Origin of the sequence: Achromobacter sp. Root565, from assembly GCF_001427425.1 — a bacterium.
In the GTDB taxonomy this organism is placed as follows: Bacteria; Pseudomonadota; Gammaproteobacteria; order Burkholderiales; family Burkholderiaceae_B; genus Achromobacter; species Achromobacter spanius_D.
Genome location: NZ_LMGO01000001.1, coordinates 622,183 through 641,742, shown reverse-complemented (window position 1 = coordinate 641,742; position 19,560 = coordinate 622,183). Strand labels below are relative to the sequence as shown.

General features: G+C 67.0%; 14 protein-coding genes. 8 read left to right on the top strand and 6 right to left on the bottom strand.

Annotated features, from left to right (window positions below; all coding sequences use genetic code 11):
• Positions 1–105: 105 nt before the first annotated feature.
• The 3 genes from ASD71_RS02820 to ASD71_RS02810 all read right to left on the bottom strand — a co-directional run bounded on the left by ASD71_RS02820 (position 106) and on the right by ASD71_RS02810 (position 6,093).
• Complete coding sequence (locus tag ASD71_RS02820; RefSeq protein ID WP_056559646.1) at positions 106–1,584, bottom strand: efflux transporter outer membrane subunit; 1,479 nt, start codon at positions 1,582–1,584, stop codon at positions 106–108.
• Between the two features lie 74 nt (positions 1,585–1,658).
• Positions 1,659–4,874, bottom strand: coding sequence for an efflux RND transporter permease subunit (locus tag ASD71_RS02815; protein ID WP_056559644.1), 3,216 nt, complete (start codon positions 4,872–4,874; stop codon positions 1,659–1,661).
• Between the two features lie 25 nt (positions 4,875–4,899).
• Entirely contained in the window at positions 4,900–6,093 is a 1,194-nt protein-coding gene (locus tag ASD71_RS02810; RefSeq protein ID WP_056559639.1) for an efflux RND transporter periplasmic adaptor subunit, read from the bottom strand.
• 385 nt (positions 6,094–6,478) lie between these two features.
• On the opposite strand from ASD71_RS02810, the gene ASD71_RS02805 reads away from it, so the two are divergent.
• The 4 genes from ASD71_RS02805 to proC all read left to right on the top strand — a co-directional run bounded on the left by ASD71_RS02805 (position 6,479) and on the right by proC (position 10,628).
• Positions 6,479–7,546 (top strand): LysR family transcriptional regulator, encoded by a 1,068-nt coding sequence (locus ASD71_RS02805; protein ID WP_056559636.1) that lies wholly within the window; start codon positions 6,479–6,481, stop codon positions 7,544–7,546.
• A 163-nt stretch (positions 7,547–7,709) separates the two neighbouring features.
• Positions 7,710–8,822 carry an AI-2E family transporter gene (locus tag ASD71_RS02800; RefSeq protein ID WP_056559631.1) on the top strand — a complete coding sequence of 371 codons (1,113 nt, stop codon included), beginning with the start codon at positions 7,710–7,712 and terminating at the stop codon, positions 8,820–8,822.
• Between the two features lie 128 nt (positions 8,823–8,950).
• On the top strand, positions 8,951–9,721 hold the full coding sequence (locus ASD71_RS02795; protein WP_056559629.1) for a phytanoyl-CoA dioxygenase family protein: 771 nt from the start codon (positions 8,951–8,953) through the stop codon (positions 9,719–9,721).
• Positions 9,722–9,821: 100 nt separating this feature from the next.
• The gene (gene proC, locus ASD71_RS02790; protein WP_056559626.1) at positions 9,822–10,628 is read left to right on the top strand and encodes a pyrroline-5-carboxylate reductase; all 807 of its coding nucleotides are present in this window, start codon (positions 9,822–9,824) and stop codon (positions 10,626–10,628) included.
• A gap of 28 nt (positions 10,629–10,656) precedes the next feature.
• Here proC and ASD71_RS02785 read toward each other — a convergent pair whose 3' ends face one another.
• Positions 10,657–12,108 carry an MFS transporter gene (locus ASD71_RS02785; protein ID WP_056559623.1) on the bottom strand — a complete coding sequence of 484 codons (1,452 nt, stop codon included), beginning with the start codon at positions 12,106–12,108 and terminating at the stop codon, positions 10,657–10,659.
• Positions 12,109–12,204: 96 nt separating this feature from the next.
• On the opposite strand from ASD71_RS02785, the gene ASD71_RS02780 reads away from it, so the two are divergent.
• The 3 genes from ASD71_RS02780 to ASD71_RS02770 all read left to right on the top strand — a co-directional run bounded on the left by ASD71_RS02780 (position 12,205) and on the right by ASD71_RS02770 (position 14,743).
• On the top strand, positions 12,205–13,083 hold the full coding sequence (locus tag ASD71_RS02780; protein WP_056559620.1) for a helix-turn-helix transcriptional regulator: 879 nt from the start codon (positions 12,205–12,207) through the stop codon (positions 13,081–13,083).
• A gap of 125 nt (positions 13,084–13,208) precedes the next feature.
• The gene (locus ASD71_RS02775; protein WP_369818957.1) at positions 13,209–13,901 is read left to right on the top strand and encodes a PadR family transcriptional regulator; all 693 of its coding nucleotides are present in this window, start codon (positions 13,209–13,211) and stop codon (positions 13,899–13,901) included.
• Positions 13,902–13,927: 26 nt separating this feature from the next.
• Positions 13,928–14,743 (top strand): siderophore-interacting protein, encoded by an 816-nt coding sequence (locus tag ASD71_RS02770; RefSeq protein WP_056559614.1) that lies wholly within the window; start codon positions 13,928–13,930, stop codon positions 14,741–14,743.
• A gap of 63 nt (positions 14,744–14,806) precedes the next feature.
• Here the strand turns inward: ASD71_RS02770 and ASD71_RS02765 are convergent, their stop codons facing one another.
• Positions 14,807–15,694 carry a LysR family transcriptional regulator gene (locus ASD71_RS02765; protein WP_056559611.1) on the bottom strand — a complete coding sequence of 296 codons (888 nt, stop codon included), beginning with the start codon at positions 15,692–15,694 and terminating at the stop codon, positions 14,807–14,809.
• A 107-nt stretch (positions 15,695–15,801) separates the two neighbouring features.
• Between ASD71_RS02765 and ASD71_RS02760 the strand changes: the two genes are divergently transcribed.
• On the top strand, positions 15,802–16,662 hold the full coding sequence (locus ASD71_RS02760) for an oxaloacetate decarboxylase (protein ID WP_056559608.1): 861 nt from the start codon (positions 15,802–15,804) through the stop codon (positions 16,660–16,662).
• Here the strand turns inward: ASD71_RS02760 and ASD71_RS02755 are convergent.
• Positions 16,656–19,559: a WG repeat-containing protein gene (locus ASD71_RS02755; RefSeq protein WP_056566342.1), complete on the bottom strand. Its 2,904-nt coding sequence runs from the start codon at positions 19,557–19,559 to the stop codon at positions 16,656–16,658. The genes ASD71_RS02760 and ASD71_RS02755 overlap by 7 nt on opposite strands.
• Between the last annotated feature and the right edge of the window lies 1 nt (position 19,560).

Below are 19,560 nucleotides of genomic sequence, written 5' to 3'. Positions count from 1 at the left end.
CTGACACCCCTGAGGCGCACCCGTAACGAGTGAAGCCGACCTATGCGGGGTGTCTGACACCGGGTTAAGAACCCCTCCGGTGTCAGACACCAGCCTGCTCCGCCTTTACTTCGTCGCGACCTGCTCCGGCGGGACCGGGTTATCCCAGCCGCCGCCGATGGCGCGGATCAATCCCACCGTCGACCGGGCTTGTTCGGCAGTCAGCTGCACCGACACGCGTTGCTGCAAGAGAACGCTGCGGTCGGCTTCGATCACGTCCAGATAGCTGATGGAGCCTTCGCGATACTGCGTGTGCGAGAGCTTCGCGGCGCGCGTAGCCGCTTCCACCGCCTCGTTTTGGGCCTTGGTCTGGTCGGCAAGAATGCGCAGGTTGGCCAGGTTGTCTTCCACCTCGCGGAACGCGTTCAGGACGGTCTGCCGGTAGACGGCGACGTCTTCCTCGTAGACGGAGCGGGCGCGGTCCAGGCCGGCTTGGCGGCGGCCGCCGTCGAAGATCGGCATGGACAGGGCGGCGCCGACCAGGGGGCCGAGGAGGAACGTGCGGCTGGACCATTGGAAGAGGTTGCCCAGTTCCGAGGACTCGTAGCCGAACGCGCCGGTGATGTCCAGGCGCGGGAAGAACGCGGACTTGGCGGCGCCGACGCGGGCGTTGGCGGCGGCCATGGCGCGTTCGGCGGCGGCGATGTCGGGGCGGCGTTCGAGCAGCGTGGACGGCAGGCCGGCGGGGATGGTCAGCGCGATCTTTTCGATGGGCTGCGGCGGCATGGTGAATTCCGACGGAGCGCGGCCGAGCAGCACGGCCAGTGCGTGTTCGGCGGTGGCGCGGCGGCGGTCGATGCCGAGGGCCTCGGATTGCGCGGAGGCGAGTTCGGCCTTGGCGCGCGCCAGGTCGAGTTCGCTGATGTCGCCAGCGTCGTAGCGGCGCTGGATGAGCTGCAGCGTGTCGGTGCGCAGCTTGACGGTCTGGTGGTAGAGGCGCGATTCGGCGTCCTGCTCGCGCACCAGGAAGTAGGTGGTGGCGACGTCGGCTTGCAGGGCGAGCAGGACGGAGCGGTAGAGCGCTTCGCTTTGCTGGGCGTCGGCGGTGGCGGCGTCGACGGTGGAGGCGACGCGGCCGAAGAGGTCGGCTTCGTATGAGACGGCGCCTTGCGCGCGCCAAGTCGTGACGGCCGAGGTGGACGTGCCGTCGGGCAGGCCTTGGGACACGGCCGAGGGGCGTTGGCGGTTGGGGCCGAAACCGGCGTCCAGGCTGGGGAAGAAGCCGGATCGCGCTTCGCGTTGCAGGGCGCGGGCCTGGTTCAAGCGGGCGGCGGCGGCCTGCAGGTCCTGGTTGGCGCGCTGGGCTTCTTCTTCAAGCTGGTTCAGACCTTCGTCGTTGAAGACCTTCCACCACGCGCCGCGCAGGGCGTCTTCGGAGGGTTCGGCGGGCTTCCAGGTGCCGGCTTCGGAGGCGGGCAGTGCGGCTTCCTTGAAGGCGGCGGGCGTGTCGGCCGTGGGACGCTGGTAGGTGGGACCCACCGCGCAGCCGGCCAGCACGAGCAGCATGGCGAGCAGGGCGGATCCTCGGGTCAGTCTTTTGATCATGATGACGTTTCTCTTTGGCGCGCGTCCCGTTCGATCACGGACGGGACGCGCTGGCTACTCTTTTTTCTGTCGGCTTACGCGTGGTGTTGCGGAGCGGGCGGCGCGTTCGGGTCGATGTGAGGCACGCAGACGGGCGCTTCATGCGGCGCGGCCGAGTGCAGCTTCTTGCCGCCGAGCGAGCGCAGCAGGACGTAGAACACCGGCGTGAGGAACAGGCCGAACAGGGTCACGCCGAGCATGCCGAAGAACACGGCGACACCCATGGCGTGGCGCATCTCGGAACCGGCGCCGGAGGACAGCACCAGCGGCACCACGCCCATGATGAACGCGATGGACGTCATCAGGATGGGACGCAGGCGCAGGCGGCTGGCTTCGATGGCGGCTTCGAGCGGCGTGCGGCCGTTCATTTCGAGCTCTCTGGCAAATTCAACGATCAGGATCGCGTTCTTCGCGGACAGTCCCACCAGCACCATGAGGCCAATCTGCGTGAAGATGTTGTTGTCGTTGCCGGTAAGGTAGACGCCGGTCAGCGCGGCCAGGATGCTCATCGGCACGATGAGGATCACGGCGAGCGGCAGGGTCAGGCTTTCGTACAGCGCGGCCAGCACCAGGAAGACGAGCAGGACGCTGATGGGGAACACCCACAGGCCGGCGTTGCCCGCGAGGATCTGCTGGTAAGTGAGGTCGGTCCATTCGAACTTGACGCCACGCGGCAGGGTTTCGGCGGCAACGCGCTCGGCAGCGGCTTGCGCCTGGTCGGACGAGTAGCCGGGGGCCGGGCCGCCGTTGATGTCGGCGGCGGTGTAGCCGTTGTAGCGCACGACCATTTCGGGGCCGAACGTCTGCTTGACGGTGACCAGCGAGGACAGCGGCACCATGTCGCCGGCGGCGTTGCGGGTCTTCAGTTGCAGGATGTCGTCGGCGTGCGCGCGGAAGGGCGCGTCAGCCTGAGCACGCACCTGGAACACGCGGCCGAAGCGGTTGAAGTCGTTGACATACATGGAGCCCAGATAGATCTGCATGGTGTCGAAGACTTCGGTCACCGGCACGCCAAGCTGCTTGGCCTTGACGCGGTCCAGGTCGACGTCGAGCTGCGGGACGTTGATCTCGTAGCTGGAGAACGCGGGGCCCAGTTCCGGCGTCTGGCGCGCCTTTTCCAGGAAGGCCTGCTTGGCCTTGTCCAGTTCTGCATAGCCAAGGGCCGAGCGGTCTTCGAGCTGGAGCTTGAATCCACCGAGCGTGCCCAGGCCCATGACGGGCGGGGGCGGGAACACGGCAATGAACGAGTCCTGGATGGCCGCGAACTTCTGGTTCAGCGAGGCGGCAATGGCGTTGCCGGACAGCTCGGCGTTGTTGCGTTCGCCAAAGGGCTTGAGCGTGACGAACACGATGCCGGCGCTGGAGCTGTTGGTGAAGCCGTTGATGGATAGGCCGGGGAAGGCGATGGCGGATTGCACGCCAGGTTCCTTCAGGGCGATGTCGCTCATGCGGCGGATCACGTCTTCGGTGCGGTCCAGCGAGGCGCCGTTGGGCAGTTGCGTGAAGCCGATCAGGTACTGCTTGTCCTGCGCGGGCACAAAGCCGCCGGGCACGAGGTACGACACGCCGATGGTGGCGGCGACCAGCACGGCATAGACGCCCATCGCGCCGGCCTTGCGGCGGATGACGCTGGCCACGCCCGTGCCGTAGGACTCGGACGCGCGGCCGAACATGTTGTTGAACCAGTTGAAGAAGCGGCCGAAGACGCGGTTCATGCCGCGGGTCAGCCAGTCGGGCTTGTCGTGGTGGCTCTTGAGCAGCAGGGCCGAGAGGGCGGGCGACAGGGTCAGCGAGTTGAAGGACGAGATCACCGTCGAGATGGCGATGGTCATGGCGAACTGCTTGTAGAACTGGCCGGTCAGGCCCGTCATGAAGGCAAGCGGCACGAACACGGCGCACAGCGTCAGCGCGATGGCGATGATGGGGCCGCTGACTTCGCGCATGGCGCGATAGGTCGCATCGCGTGGACTCAAGCCCGCCGCGATGTTGCGCTCGACGTTTTCGACGACCACGATGGCGTCGTCCACCACGATCCCGATGGCCAGCACCATGCCGAACAGCGACAGCGCGTTGATGGAGTAGCCGAACATCAGCAGCAGTGCGAACGTGCCGACGATGGACACGGGCACCGCGAGCAGCGGGATGATGGACGCGCGCCAGGTCTGCAGGAACAGAATCACGACCAGCACGACCAGCGCGATGGCTTCGAGCAGGGTGTGCACGACGGCTTCGATACTGGAGCGCACGAACTGCGTGGGGTCGTATTCGATGCGGTATTCGACGCCCGGCGGGAAGTCCTGCGCCAGCTCGGTCATGGCGGCGCGCACCTGGCTGGACACGTCCAGCGCGTTGGCGCCTGGCGACTGCATGATGCCCATGCCGACCGCCTGCTTGTTGTTCAAGAGCGAACGCAGGCCGTATTCCTGGGCGTCCAGTTCCACGCGGGCGACGTCGGACAGGTGCGTCACGGCGCCGTCCGGCGAGGTCTTCAGGATGATGTCGCGGAATTCTTCCTCGGTTTGCAGGCGCCCGCGCGCGTTCACGTTCAATTGCAGCGGCACGTCGCCCTGCGTGGGCGAGGCGCCGATCACGCCGGCGGCGACCTGCACGTTCTGTTCGCGGATCGCGTTGACGACTTCGGAGGCGGTCATGCCGCGCTGCGCGACCTTTTGCGGATCGAGCCACACGCGCATGGAGTAGTTGCCCGATCCCCACACCGTCACTTCGCCAACACCTGTGATGCGCGACAGGCGGTCCTTGACGTTCAGGATCGCATAGTTGCGCAGGTAGGTGATGTCGTAGCGGTCGTTGGGGGAGATCAGGTGCACGACGAGCGTCAGCGTGGGCGAGCTCTTGACCGTGGTCACGCCCAGGCGCTGCACGTCCGGCGGCAGGCGCGGCAGCGCCTGCGACACGCGGTTCTGCACGAGCTGCTGCGCCTTGTCAGGATCCACGCCCAGCTTGAAGTTCACCGTCAGCGTCAGGTTGCCGTCGCTGTTGGCTTGCGACTGCATGTACAGCATGTTCTCGACGCCGTTGATGGATTCTTCCAGCGGCGAGGCGACGGTTTCGGCGATGACCTTGGGGTTGGCGCCCGGATACTGCGCGCGCACCACCACGGACGGCGGCACGACTTCGGGGTATTCGGAGATGGGCAGCTGGAACATGGCCAACAGGCCCGCCAGCAGCACCAGGATCGACAGCACGCCGGCGAAGATCGGCCGGTCGATGAAGAATTTCGAGATATTCATAAACGTTCTCGTTCGACGCGTCGGCTCAGTTCTGCGCCGAGGCGGTCTGGACCGGGTTGCGCTTGGCGGCAACCATGGGGACAACGGTCGGGGTCACGGCGTCGCCGGGTCGGATGCGCTGCAGGCCGTTGACGACGATGCGCTCGCCGGCAGCGAGGCCGGTATCGACCACGCGCAGACCTTCCTGATTGGCGCCCAGCTTCACCTGGCGATAGACGGCGTGGTTCTTGTCGTCCAGCACCAGCACGAAGCGCTTGTCCTGGTCGGTGCCGATGGCGCGTTCGTCGATCAGCACGGCCTCGCGGGGCTCGCTGCCGCCCAGACGGATGCGGGCGTAAAGGCCCGGCAGCAGGGTGCCGTCGGCGTTGTCGAACTCGGCACGCACGCGGATGGTGCCGGAGGTGGCGTCCAGGCGGTTGTCCACCGATTGCACGGTGCCGGTGCGCGAGTAACCGTCTTCATTGGCCAGGCCCAGTTCCACCGGTACCGCGCCATTGCGGCCGTTGCGGGTGGGGTTCACGTAGCGCAGGAACGTTTGTTCGTCCACGTCGAACGATGCGTACATCTTGGACACCGACACCAGCGTGGTCAGCGGCACTGATGCGGCGCCGGCGGCGACCACGTTGCCCACGGTGACCTCGGCGCGCGACACGCGGCCGTCGACGGGGGCTTCGATGCGCGTGTAGCCCAGGTTGAGCTTGGCGTAGTCCAGCGCGGCCTGAGCGCCCTGCAAGTTGGCGGCGGCTTCGCGTGCGGCGTTCTGCTTTTCCTCGAAGTCGCGGCGGGCGATTGCGTTGTCGGTCAGCAGGCGCTGGCCGCGGGCCAGTTCCGAGGCCGTGTAGGCGGCGCGCGCCTTGGCGGCGGTCAGCGCCGCGGCGGCGCGGTCCACCTCGGCCGCGTAGGGGCGCGGGTCGATGGTGAAGAGCACGTCGCCCTTCTTGACGATGCTGCCGTCCCGGAAATGCACGGCGGTCAGCGTGCCGGACACCAATGGGCGGATATCGACGCGGTCGATCGCTTCGAGGCGGCCGGAGTAGCGCTGCCAGTCGACGATGGTCTTGTTGACGACTTCCGCAACCTCGACGGGCGGCGCGGCGGGGGCGCCCTGCGCCATCGCGACATTGCCGCCCGCGGGGCCGCGGGTGAGGGCGTAGCCGCCGCCCGCCGCCAGCACGGCTGCAAATACGACGAGCACAGCAATACGTTTACGCGAAACCATGGTGTTTCCTTGAGTGGTTTTCTAGAGGCGGAAGCGCGCTTGCCCGGGATGAGGAGACGAGGAGTCGGCGGGGCGGGGATGCCATTCCTAAGAATCCAGGGCTATATGGATATGCTGCGGCGCAGCATCGACCGGGGTCGCTTATCCAGAGGCGGCGGGCGCCTGATCAGGGCGGTCGCTGCGGGTGCGGAATCTGAGGATTGACATGCCCTTTTCTTGCGCCGGGCGGCAAGGGCACTTCAAGATGGTTTGCATTCTGAGTGTTTTGTCCGGGCGGATAAACCTATCTATCCCGGCAACACTGTTCGTGAGAAATGACTAATCAGGGGCGAAATCGGGTTATGCTCCGTCCACCCCGACTTATTTGCCTAAGGACACCCTTGCCATGGACCGCTTTCAGGCTATGCAGGTGTTTGTGCGCGTCGTGGACGCCAATAGCTTCACCCGGGCGGCCGACAGCCTATCGCTTCCGCGCACCACCGTCACCACCATCATTCAGAATCTGGAACGCCTCCTGGGCGTTCGCCTGTTGAATCGCACCACGCGCCGGATCGGCTTGACGCCCGACGGTGCGGGCTATTACCAGCATTGCGTGCGCATCCTGGCCGACGTGGAAGAGACCGAGGCCTGCTTCCAGGAAGCGGCCCTGCGGCTCAAGGGCCGCCTGCGCATCGACGTGCCGACCTGCATCGGCCGGCTGATCCTGATTCCCTCATTGTGTGATTTTCACGACAAATACCCTGACGTCGAGCTGGTGCTGGGCCTGGGCGACCGTCCGGTCGACATGGTCCAGGAGGCCGTGGACTGCGTCATCCGTGCCGGCGACCTCGAGGATTCCAGCTTGGTCGCGCGCCGCATCGGCACCCTGCAGACGGTGACCTGCGCGTCGCCCACCTACGTGGCGCGCCACGGTATGCCGCAGACGATCGAATCGCTCCGCGACCACCACGCGGTGCATTATTTCTCCAGCCGCACCGGCCGCAATTGCGCGTGGGACTTCAAAGTGGACGGCAAGCACCAGGAAGTCGACATGAAGGGCACGGTGGCCGTGAACGAAGCGGGCGCCTATCTGGATTGCGGGCTGAAGGGCTTTGGCCTCATCCAGACCGCGCGCTACATGGCGCTGCCGTACCTGCAATCGGGCGAGCTGATCGAGATCCTGCCCCAGTGGAAGCCCAGCTCCACGGCGATTTCGGTGCTGTATCCGCAGAGCCGGCAGTTGTCGCCCAAGGTGCGGGCCTTCACCGACTGGGTGGCCGAATTGTTTGCCGGATGCCCGCTGCTCAGCGGGCGCGACGAGACCGATCCGGCCGCCGCGTCCTGCGCCGTCTATCAGCGCAACCAGGGACAGACCGCCTCGGCGCAGCCCCCCGTGCCGGCGATCCCCGCGCTGGCAGACATGGCGCCGCGCCGCCGCACCGCGCGCGAAGAAGCCGCCGAATACCTGCTGTAAATACGCGCTGGTTGCATGACGACATGGCGGACCCTCGGGTCCGCCATCTGCGTTAAGCACGGGAAACCCCGTAGTAAATACAGCCCTTGCGTCCCTCGAATCGCATGAAACGTCTGTATAGTCCGACAGTCAAAGCCTACAACGCCCTTACAGTCGATCCGCTATGCAGCCTGTTCTACCCGCTTACCTGATCGCCCGTTGGCTGTTGCTGCTTGTGCTGTTGGCGGGGGTTTACTTTCTTAGCGGATTCCTGGTTCCGGCCCTGGCGGCGCTGATCATCGGCCTGGCCAGCTGGCCCCTGTACCAACGCCTCGTCGTCCGTTGCGGCGGCCGCACGGCAGTTGCCGCATCGCTGGCGCTGCTGGTCGTCGTCGTGGTGCTGATCGTCCCGTTGTCGCTGGCGCTGTCCTACGCCATCAAGGAAGCCAGCGCTTTTGTCGCCTGGGCCATCGCGGCCAACCGTCACGGCGTTGACGTGCCCGCGTGGATATCCTCTCTGCCGGTGGTGGGCGATCGCCTGGGACAGTACTGGCAATCCTATATCGGCCAGCCCCACGCGCTGGGCGCGCTGGTCGAAGCCGTCAGCGGCGAACACCTGGGCAACATCTACCGCATGGCGCTGGCCGCCACCGGCAACGTGTTCCAGTTGCTGCTGACCGTTCTTTTCATGCTGATCACGCTGTTCTTCGTCTACAAGGACGGCATCCGCATGGTTGCGCAGCTCGACGTCCTGGGCGAACGCATCCTGCCCGCGCGCTGGCAGCGATTTTCGCGCGTTGTCCCGGCCACCATCAATTCCACCGTCACCGGCATGGGCCTGATCGCGCTGGGCGAAGGCGTGGTGCTGGGCATCGCGTATTGGGTGGCGGGGGTGCCGTCGCCCGTGCTGCTGGGCGTGGTTACCGGCTTCATGGCCTTGATCCCGGGCGGTGCGCCGTTGTCGTTCACGCTGGTGTCCCTGTATCTCGTCGGCTCCGGCCATGTGGTCGCCGGCATCGCGCTGATGGTCTGGGGCAGCGTCGAACTCTTCATCGTCGACAAGACGTTGCGCCCGCGCCTGGTGGGCGGCCCGGTCAAGCTGCCTTTCCTGCCGACCTTCTTCGGGCTGGTGGGCGGCGTGAAGACCATGGGCATCGTGGGATTGTTCGTCGGCCCGGTGCTGATGGCGCTGCTGGTGGCCGTCTGGCGCGAATGGGTCCACCACGAGGTCCAGGAACGCGACGCCGCCCGGCTCACGCCGCCGCCCGTCCGCCCCGAGAAGACGCCCGCGGGTTGAGGACGCGGGAGCCGCCCGGCGGCCTTGCCATTTGGTAATCTAGCCATCCCGCGTGACCGGCGCCTTGCCCGGTGCGCGCCTGCCCGCCCGCAGACGCGCCGCCTACGCCGCGGGCTGTGAGGATCGAGATGTCCGGGTTATTGCCTGATGATCAGATAGCCGTCCTGCGCGAGCAGGGCTTCGTGGTGGCGCGCCAGTTCGCCAGCCAGGAACAGGTTGCCGCGCTGCGCGCGCTGGCCGAACGCCATTTGCGCGATCACGTCGCACCCATCGAATACGAAGCTGACCTGCGCTATCCCGGCGCGCCGCAATCCCGCGCGGCAGAAGGCGGACTGACCGTGCGTCGCCTGCTCAACGCCTACGCGCGCGATCCGCTGTTCGCCCAATGGGCCACCGATCCGCGCACCGGCCAGTGGTTGACGCGTTATTTCAACGAAACGCCGGTGCTGTCCACCGTGCACCACAACTGCGTGATGACCAAGCATCCGGCGTACGGCAGCCTGACGGGCTGGCATCAGGACATCCGCTATTGGTCGTTCTCGGACACGGACCTGGTGTCCTGTTGGCTGGCCCTGGGGCCGGAGACGCGTGCCAATGGCGGCCTGTCGTTCATTCCGGGCTCGCACGCGGCGGCGTACACGCCGGACCAGTTCGACGACAAGAAATTCTTCCGCGAGGACGTGCCGCAGAACGCCGAGTGGATCGCGCGCGCCGTCTGTCCGGAACTGCAAGCCGGCGACGTGGTGTTCTTTCATTGCCGCACCTTGCACGCCGCGCAGGGCAACAGCAGCGACCGCGTGAAGCTGTCGGTGGTCCATACGTATCACCCCGAATCCTGCTATCCGCTGCCCGGCACGCGGTCGTCGTCGCAGGCGGGCGTGCCGCTGGCGGGGTCGTGACCCTCCGCAATGCCCGTAGACTGTCGCATCAATGATCCGCGCGCCGGCATCTCACCCATGCCGGTCCGGTCCGCAATCCCTACTTCGGAACTGAAGCAACATGCGTGAAAAAATTGTCTTCATCGGCGGCGGCAATATGGCCTCCGCCATCATCGACGGACTGCTCGGCCAGGGCCGGGCGCTGACCGATTTTCTGGTGATCGAACCCTATGCGCCGACGCGCGAGGCGCTGGTCGCACGCGGGCTTCCCTGCCAGGAAAGCGTCAGCGCCGATATCGGCGATGCCGCCCTGTGCGTGCTGGCCACAAAGCCGCAAGTGCTGCGCGAAGCCTGCGGCCAGGTCCGGCAGCATCTGCCGGCAGAAGCCACCGTGGTCAGCATCGCGGCGGGCGTCGAGCTGGCCGCGTTGTCGGAATGGCTGGGCGGCCACGCGCGCATCGTGCGCGCCATGCCCAACACGCCGGCCAAGGTGGGCTTGGGCATGACTGGCCTCTTTGCCACGCCGGCTTGCGAACAGGCGCAGCGCGATCAGGTCGACGCGCTGTTCGCGGCCGTCGGCGAACGCATCTGGACCGATACCGAAGCCATGATCGACGCCGTCACCGCCGTGACGGGCAGCGGCCCGGGCTACGTGTTCCATTTCATGGCGGCGCTGGAAAAGGGCGCCGTCGAACTGGGCTTCGCGCCCGCCGACGCGCGCCGGCTGGCCGTGGCCGCCTTCCGCGGCGCGGCGGAACTCGCCGCGAGCGAAGACATTCCGCTGACCGAATTGCAGGAGCGTGTCACGTCCAAGGGCGGCACGACTTACGCCGCGCTGTCGCACATGCAGCAGGCTGGCGTGGCCCAGGCCATCACCGAGGCCGTGCACAAGGCGCAGCAACGCGCGCGTGAGTTGTCAGCGGGGTAATGGCCCCGCGCAACGGGACGACGGGCCGTCAGCGATGACGGCCCAGCCGCCATAACAAGGTGGCCGCCACCAGGATGGCCGCGACATTGAACTGCATGGCCGACGCGAACGCCTGCGCATGGCGCTCTGCTGCGCTGGCATCCGCGTAAGTCTCCAACGCGCCGCCATACAGCATGCCGGCCGCCGACACGCCCAGCGCCGCGCCCACCTGCTGCAAGGTCGACACCACGCCCGCCGCCATGCCGGCCTGGCGGTCCTCGACCAGCCCCATTGCCAGGTTGACCAGCGGCGTGTTGACCGCGCCTTGCGCCGCGCCCAGCCACACCAGCGCAGGCAGCAATGTCCACGGTGACAGGCTGGCGCCGGCGATGCCGGTCTGCATCATCAGTGCCGCCGTCGCCCCGCCGTACAGCAGCGCGGCCAGCGCGATCGCGCGCGTGCCATACCGGGCGACCAACCTTGGCGCCACCATCGACCCGGCCACGAATCCGACGCTGGCAGGCGCGAAGATCAAGCCTGCCGTCAGCGCATCCCGTCCGAAGCCCGTCTGCACCAGCAAGGCGTAGCAAAGAAACATGGCGCTGGCCGTTGAGAACACCAGCATCACGACGAGGCACCCCGCCGCAAAGCGCGGCTGCGCCAGCAAGGCCATCTCCACCAGCGGCACGCCGCCGCGCGCGGCAATCCGGCGCTGCAGCCGCACGAAAGCCGCCAGCGCAATCACCGAGGCTGCGGAGCAGGCCAGCGTCCAGGCGGGCCACTGCTGTGCGGGGCCTTCGATCAGGGCCAGCAGCAGCAACGCCAACCCCAGACCCACAAGCGCGGCGCCGGGCCAGTCCATTGCCGCGCCCGAGGGCTCGACGGACTCCGGCATGTGCCGGGCGAGCCAGCATGCCAGCAGCCCCAGCGGCAGATTGATCAGAAAGATGGCGCGCCACGCCAATCCGAACAGATCCGCATGGACGATCCATCCGCCCAGCACCTGCCCGGCGATGGCCGCCAGGCCCAGCGTCATGCCCAGCAGCCCGAACGCCCGCTGCCGCGCATGCCCCTCGAAGCCGACGCGGATCAGCGTGTAAACCTGTGGAAACAGCAGGGCCGCCGTCGCGCCCTGCAGGATGCGCGCGGCGATCAGCGTGTGCGGCGTGGGCGCCACGCCGCACAGCGCCGACGCCAGCGCGAAGCCCGCCATGCCCAGCATGAACAAGCGGCGCCTGCCATGGCGGTCGCCCAATCGGCTGCCCGCAATGAGCAGCACGCCGTACGCCAGTTCGTAGGCGACGATGATGAAGTTGATCTGCGCGAAGCTGGCTGACAGCGTGGCCTGCATGCTGGGGATGGCCACGTTTACGACGAAGAGGTCGAAGATGGTGATGAAGCCGCCGGATAGCAGCACCGCCAGGCCGAGCTTGCCGAGTCGTGGGGAAGTGGGGTCGGCAGGGGCGGCCGAAGGTGTGGCGGGAAGGGTAGTGGTCGACATGAAAGCGTCCGAAAAGTCAGGATCGGCGCTATTCTGGGCAGACCTTTAGCCTTATACAATTTAGCTGTTTATGCTATTACTTCCTGCAACAGCGTCATGACTGAACCCGCCATCGCCAGCCGTCTGGAGCGCACACGCGCCGATCTGTCCGACTTCCTGCGGCTGCGCCGCGAACGGCTCAGCCCCGCCGACCTTGGGCTGCCGCCCGGACGCCGCCGACGCACGCCCGGGCTGCGCCGCGAGGAAGTGGCAGCGCTGGCCGGCGTTGGACTGGCCTGGTACACGTGGTTTGAACAGGGCCGCAACATCAGCGTGTCGGCCGCCTTTCTGGAGAACCTGGCCCGCGTGCTGCGGCTGGACGACGCCGAGCGCCGCCATCTGTATCTGCTTGCGCACCAGCGCCCACCGGCCGAGACCGGCCGCACGTGGTGCACCGTTCCCGCGCAGGTCCGCCGCCTGATGGATGACCTGCCCGCGCGCCCCGCCTACATCCTGAATCTGCGTTGGGACGTAGTGGTGTGGAACGCCGCGGCGGACAAGGTGTTCAATTTTTCCGGACAGGCGCCGGGCCGGCGCAACCTGCTCTGGATGCTGTTTGTGGATCCTGCAATGCGCGAACGCTTTGTGGACTGGACGGCGCAAGCGCCGCGGATGCTGTCCTCGTTCCGGCGCGATTTCGCCAGCGCCGCCGGCGTGTCCGACATCGCCGAGCTGGTCGACGAATTGGAGCACGTGTCGCCCGAATTCCAGTCGTGGTGGCGCGAGCACGATGTGCACGGCACGTGTATGGGCCTGCGCACGCTGCACGTGGAATCGCTGGGCGAGATCGCGTTCGAGCACGCCACCTTGAGCGTTGATGAAAGACGCCACCTGCGGCTCGTGATTTATGCGCCCGCGCCGGACGAGCCCCGTGCCGCGGACTTTGCGCGATGGGTGCAGGCCAACGCGGGCGCGCCGCGCGGCTCCACGGAATAGCCGCGTCGTGGGTCTTCGGGGCAGCGAGGGGGGATGGCGGAGTTGACGAGTCCGGCGTGTGAGGTATATCGTACGACCTATCGTAAAACATATCTTAAGATCTACTCATGCGCCAATTCCATTCGATGACCGCGGCCCATCGCCATCATCATCCCCATCACCCCCACCATCCGCATCATCCCCATCACGGTCACCATCACCCGCGCTACGCCAGCGCGGGCGGCGATTGGTTTTCCGGTTCATCCGATGGACGCGGGGATGCGGACGGGTTCGGCGGCGACGGCCGGGGTTTCACCCGCAGCCGCAAAGTATCCAGCGACGACCTGCAACTGATGCTGCTCGGCTTGCTGGAACAGAATCCCAGCCACGGCTACGAACTCATCAAGGCGCTGGGCGCGCTCAGCAATGGCTTCTATACGCCCAGCCCCGGCATGGTCTACCCCGCACTGACCTATCTGGAAGAGCTGGGCTACGCCACCGTTGAACCCGAGGGCGCCAAGAAGCGCTATCACCTGGCGGACCCGGGCAAGGCTCATCTGGACGCCAATCGCGACCGCCTGACGCTGATGTTCAACAAGCTCAAGCATGTGGCGCGCAAGATGGACTACATGCGCCAGGCCTGGAGCGGTCAGCCCCGGAACACCGGACCCGAGGGCGAAGACGCCCGCACCGGCTGGCTGCCCGAGTTCGTGGAGGCGCGCCAGGCGCTCAAGCGCGCGCTCCTGGACCGCACCGACGCCTCGCCCGCCGAACAACGACGCATCGCGGCCATCCTGGCGCGTGCGACCGACGAGATCACCGGCAAGTCCGGCGCGTGATCCTGTCTTATCCAACTGGAGTTTCCATGACTCAAAGCGACCTCACGGTGGCGCGCGTGCGCCACACCCTGAAGATGCGCACGCTAACTGTGGCGCGCGTGGAGCGCGTTGCCGGCTTGCTTGCGCGCATCACCTTCACCGGCGAAGACCTGCAGGACTTCGTGTCCGCGTCTTTCGACGACCACGTCAAGATCTTCTTTCCCGCCGATTCCTCGCAACCTCCCGTGCTTCCCACGGCTGGACCCGACGGCATCAAGTTTCCTGATGGTGTGCCCCGGCCCGCGGCGCGCGACTACACGCCGCGCCGCTTCGATACGGCGCGCCAGGAGTTGGAAATCGAATTCGTGCTGCACGGGGACGGCCCCGCCTCGACGTGGGCGGAACAGGCCGCGCCCGGGCAGCAGCTGGGCATCGGCGGGCCGCGCGGTTCGTTCGTGGTGCCGACGGCGTTCGATTGGCATGTGCTGATCGGCGACGAGACCGCGCTGCCCGCCATTGCGCGGCGGCTGGAAGAACTGCCCGCCTCGGCACAGGCGCTGGTGTTGATCGAAGTGCCGGCGGCGTCCAACGAGATCCCGCTGCAAACGGCCGCGACGTTGTCGGTGCGCTGGTTGCATCGCAACGGCACCGCGCCGGGCTACAGCACGCTGCTGCTGCAAGCCGCGCGCGAACTGGCGCTGCCGTCTGGCGAAGGTTATGTGTGGGTGGCGGCAGAATCGGCCACGGCAAAAGCGGTCCGCGAAATCATGGTGGCGCAGCACGGCATCGACAAGAGCCGCATTCGCGCGGCCAGCTACTGGAAGCGCGGCGCGGTCGCCGTGCATGAATCGCACGACGATTGAGCGGATGGAAATCTGCGCGCCACGATAAGGACGCCTCGATACGGACGCCCCGATATGGACGCGTCAGCGCTTGCCGGAGGCCCGCGCCAGCGCCAGCAGATTCGCGGCTCGTCCGCCCGGCGCGTCGCGCAAGGCCAAACCCAGCACCGCGCGCGGCCATTGAAGCGCGAACGGTCGATAAACCACGCCGTCCGGCCGCAGATGGCGCAGCGACGCCGGCACGATCGCCACACCCATGCCCGCCGCCACCAGGTTCACGGCCGACGACAACTGCGGCGCCTGTTGCCCGATACGCGGATTCAGGCCGTGCTGACGGCACGCCGCCATGATGTCCGCGCTAAGCCCATAGCCTGATTTGCGCGAATACAGAATGAAGGTCTCGTGCTGCAGGTCGGCGGGGGCGAGGCGCTTGCGGCGCGTCAACGCATGGCCCAGCGGCAGCGCCACCACCAGCGGTTCTTCCACCAATTGCGTGAACGCCAGCCCGCCATCCAGCGCGAAGGGCGGACGCACGAACGCGGCGTCGATCGTACCGTCGCGCAACTGCGCCACGAGCGTTTCGCTGTCCCCTTGCGACAGCGTCATTTCGACCTCCGGGTAGCGCTCGCGGTATTGCCGGATCAGCTCGGTCACCACGCCATTGAAGGACGCCGACTCGGTAAATCCCAACGTCAATTCACCGACCTCGCCGCGCGCGGCGCGTTGGGCCGTGCGCACCGCGGCGTCCGCGCGTTGCAGGATGTCCTGCGCGCACGCCAGGAATGCGCGTCCCGCGTCGTTCAGCGCCACGCCGCGGCCGGTGCGGTCAAACAGCGGCGTGCCTACTTCCTGTTCAAGCTGGCGGATCTGCTGGCTGAGCGGCGGCTGCGCCATGTTCAGCAATTCGGCCGCGCGCGTGAAATGCTGGGCCTCGGCGGTGACGACGAAATAGCGGAGATGACGCAGTTCCATTTTGATATCCAAAACGTACCAATTAACAATTTTCCATATATTGGACATTCTAATTGCGAGCGCGGATCATGCGGGCATCAGAACGCCGCATTGAAGGAATGCCCATCATGACTGCCACGCCATCCCCCGGCGCGCGACTGCGCCAACATCTTTCCGACAGCATTGTGGTGGCGCCCGGCGCGTACGACGGCCTGTCGGCCCGCCTGGTCGCCGCGGCCGGATTTTCAGCGGTGTACGCCAGCGGCGGCGCCATTGCGCGCGCCGCCGGCTATCCGGACATCGGCCTGCTCAGCTTCACCGAAGTCATGGACCGCGTGGAAAAGATCGTCGAGGCCAGCGGCCTGCCCGTGGTGGCGGACGCGGACACCGGATTTGGCGGATCGGCCAATGTGGAGCGAACGGTGCGCACCATGGAACGCGCCGGCGTGGCCGCGTTCCATATCGAAGACCAGTCCTTTCCCAAGCGCTGCGGCCACCTGGACGACAAGACGCTGGTGGACGCCGCCGAGATGGCCCGCAAGGTCCACATCGCGCGCCAGACGCTTGCAGACGCGGACACGCTGGTCATCGCGCGCACGGACGCCATCGCGGTCGAAGGCTTTGACGCCGCCATCGCGCGCGCCGAGCTTTACCTGAAGGCCGGCGCGGACATGATCTTCGTCGAGGCGCCCGAGACGCTCGCGCAGATTCACGCCATTGCCAAGCGGCTGCCGGGGCTCAAGCTCATCAATATGTTCTACGGCGGCAAGACGCCGCTGGTGCCGCTGCCGGATCTTGCCGCGATGGGCTATCGCCTGGCGATCATCCCTTCTGACCTGCAGCGCGCGGCAATCCACGCGATGCAGGCCACGCTCCAGGCCATCCGGCAGACGGGCGACAGCAGCGCGCTGGCGGACCGCCTGACCAGCTTCAAGGAGCGCGAAGAGATCGTGCAGACCCGCCGCTATCTGGCGCTGGACGCTCAGTAGGCGCGCGACGCCGCCGTGCGCTTGCAGCCGTGCGGCATGCGCAGCGGCCACAGCCGCTGGCCGGCGGCGCCGTACAGCGTGCGGATGCCGCATTGCATCTTCACCTGCGCCAGCATGTGGCCGGCGGGGTCGATGATGCGCGAGTCCTCTTCCGTGGTCACCACCGCGCGCTGGTTTGTGAAGCCCGACAAGGCCTGGAACTGGGCCGGAATGGCGAACTGGCCCTGGCCGTTCACGTAGCCGTAGCTGCGGTCTTCGCTGGCGGGCGCCAGGCCTTCGCGCATTGGACCCAGCGCGTCGAAGGCCGGACCCGTCAGCGCGCCCTTGGCATCCACCCAACGCACACCGCCGCCGGACAGCTGCGTCACGGCGCGTCCTTCCGAGAATGCCGACCCCATGCCTTCGACTGTCAGCCGGGTCTTGCCCGAGAGGTCGGTGTAGTCCGTCATGGTTCCGCGGTCCGCCGTGTAATGGCGGATCAGCAGGTCGGAACGCGGCGGCCAGCTCCATTCGCCCTGACGCAGTGTCGCCAGGATCTTGCCGTTGGCGTCCATCACGTGCGTGCCCGCGGCGTCCGCCGCCAGCGCGCGCGCCGGCGTGCCTTGGAACGCGGTGCCGATGCGGGACGAGGGCGCGATCTGCCAGACGCCGCTGGCGTTCAGATAACCCTGACGGTCGGCACGGCGGATCTCCATCCAGTCGCCCAGGCGGACGTAGTCGGCGTCCTTCATGTCCAGCGCGTCCGCGCCGTCCGGCGAGATGATCCAGCGGCGCTCGCTATTGCCCGCGCTGACGGAGCCGTCTCCAAAATCGCCCACCTGCAACCCGCGCATGAACGCGGTCAGCGCCTTGCCCTGGGTATTGAAGACTGCGGCGGGACGCTCGTATTCGTTCTCTTGCTTGCCCGGCTGCGTCACGCGCCACAGCGTGTCGTTCACGCGTTCCGCGCCTAGATGGCTGGCCGGCAGGATCCACCGCCCTTGCACGTCGATGACGCCGACACGGCCCGCGCCCAGCGAAGCGATTGCCTGACCGTTCTGGAATTCACCGATGCTGCGGAAAGCCGGCGGGGCCAGCTCCTTGCCGGCCACGAAATCGTACAAGCCCCACGGCGCGCCGTCGGCCGCCGTCTTGATAAAGCGCACCACGCCCGGCGCGACGACCTGCGTGTCGAAATTCTCGGGCAGCTCGAACGTCTTGCCCGCGCGGTCGATCATCCGCACCACACCGTCGCCATACACCTGCGCGTAGCCATGGTGGTACATGCCGATGTGCTGCTGCGCGGGCAGGTCGATAGGCTTGCCGCGCGCATCCAGCAGCACCATGCCGTCCGCAGTTTCCGCCGCATAGCGCAACTGGTCTGCCGTGAGCCCGGCGTCGTAGCCGCGGTCGGTGTCGTCCAACGGCGTCACCGCGGACCAGGACGAATCGGTGACCGTGCTGCCATCGGCCAGCAGCAGTCCCACCTGGACATCGTCGCAATGGCAATGGCTTTGACCCAGAAGGCCCAGCGGACCGCCCGGCACGCTGGCCGCCAGCGGCTGCAGTTGCTGGTTTTGAAGCGCCTGCACCGTCTCCGGCTTGAGAAGCGCCCTGCCGTCCTTGTCCACCACATTGAGCAGCGCGCCTTGCGCGTCGGACAGCCACACCTTGCCATCGCGCGTCGCCATGCGGTTGGCGTCTGCCAGCCACGCCGGCGCGGTGTCACCGTGCAGCCACGCGCCCGTGGGCGTCAGCAGTCCAGCGGCGCGGCTCGAGTCGTCCATGAAAAGCACGTAGCCTTCGAGTTCGTCGCCAGCCCGCAGGCCCTTGCCCAGCGTCACGGGGGCGGGTTGTCCCGGCACCAGCGCCATCAGGTGCTCTCCGGACGGATACACGATGGTGTCGGCAAAACGTTGCGACGCCTGGCCTTCTTCATCCGTCAGCGTCGCGACCACCGCGCCGTTGCGGTCCAGCACCGCAAAGCCCGCGCGCCGCGGCAGCGCCGCGCTGTAGAAGGTCTTGCCGACAGGCGTCATGCTTTCGTACTGTTGGTCCGCGCCGATCAGCTTGCCGTCCGCCGTCACCATCACCGCGCCGTCAGCGCCGTAGCCGGTGGCCAGGTCGCCGCTGTCCTGCGTGTAGATGTCGTCCAGCACCGGCTCAACGACCCAGTTCCAGTCCTTGTCGACCACGCCGTACTTGGACTCGCCGTTGGTGGCGATGTACAAGCCCTTGTCGCCCAGGGGGCGCGTGATCACGACGCCGGTTCCGCCGTAGCGGCGCTCGCCGGTGGCCGAGCGATATTCCTCCTTGTACTGGACCGTGGCCCGCGCGGGCACGCCATCGGACAGGCGCACGGCGCGCACCACGTCCTCGAAGGGCTCGCCCGCAGGATTGCCCTGCCGGTCGATCAGCAACGGCTTGCCGTCCAGCGTGACTACCGCCAAACCGATCTCGACGAAGTCCTGCACCGCGTCGAAGCGGGGCGGGACGGCCATGCGGCCGTTCTGGTCGATGAATCCCCACTTGCCCTGCCACTTGACGGCGGCCAGACCGTGGCGGAAGTCGCGCACCGCCTCGAAGATCGGCTCGATCGCGACGCGGCCGTTCCGGTCCAGAAAACCCCATGCGTGGCGGCGCAGCGAGCTGTCGCGCGGCACGCGGTCGATGTTCTCGATGGCGGAAGGCAGCAGCACCGCGGCGCGGCCGTCGTGCAGATCCCGAATGCAGCCATTGCCGAACGGATTGCGCGACGAGATATCGTCGGCGGCTGGATAGGCCTGGTACTCGGGCTCGCTCATGCAATACAGGTGCATCGACTGCGTATAGCCGGTTTGCGCCTGCGCGGACAGGGACACGCCCAGCGCGGCGAGGGCGCAAGCGATGCGGGTGGTTCGTAGCACGCGTGACGTCATG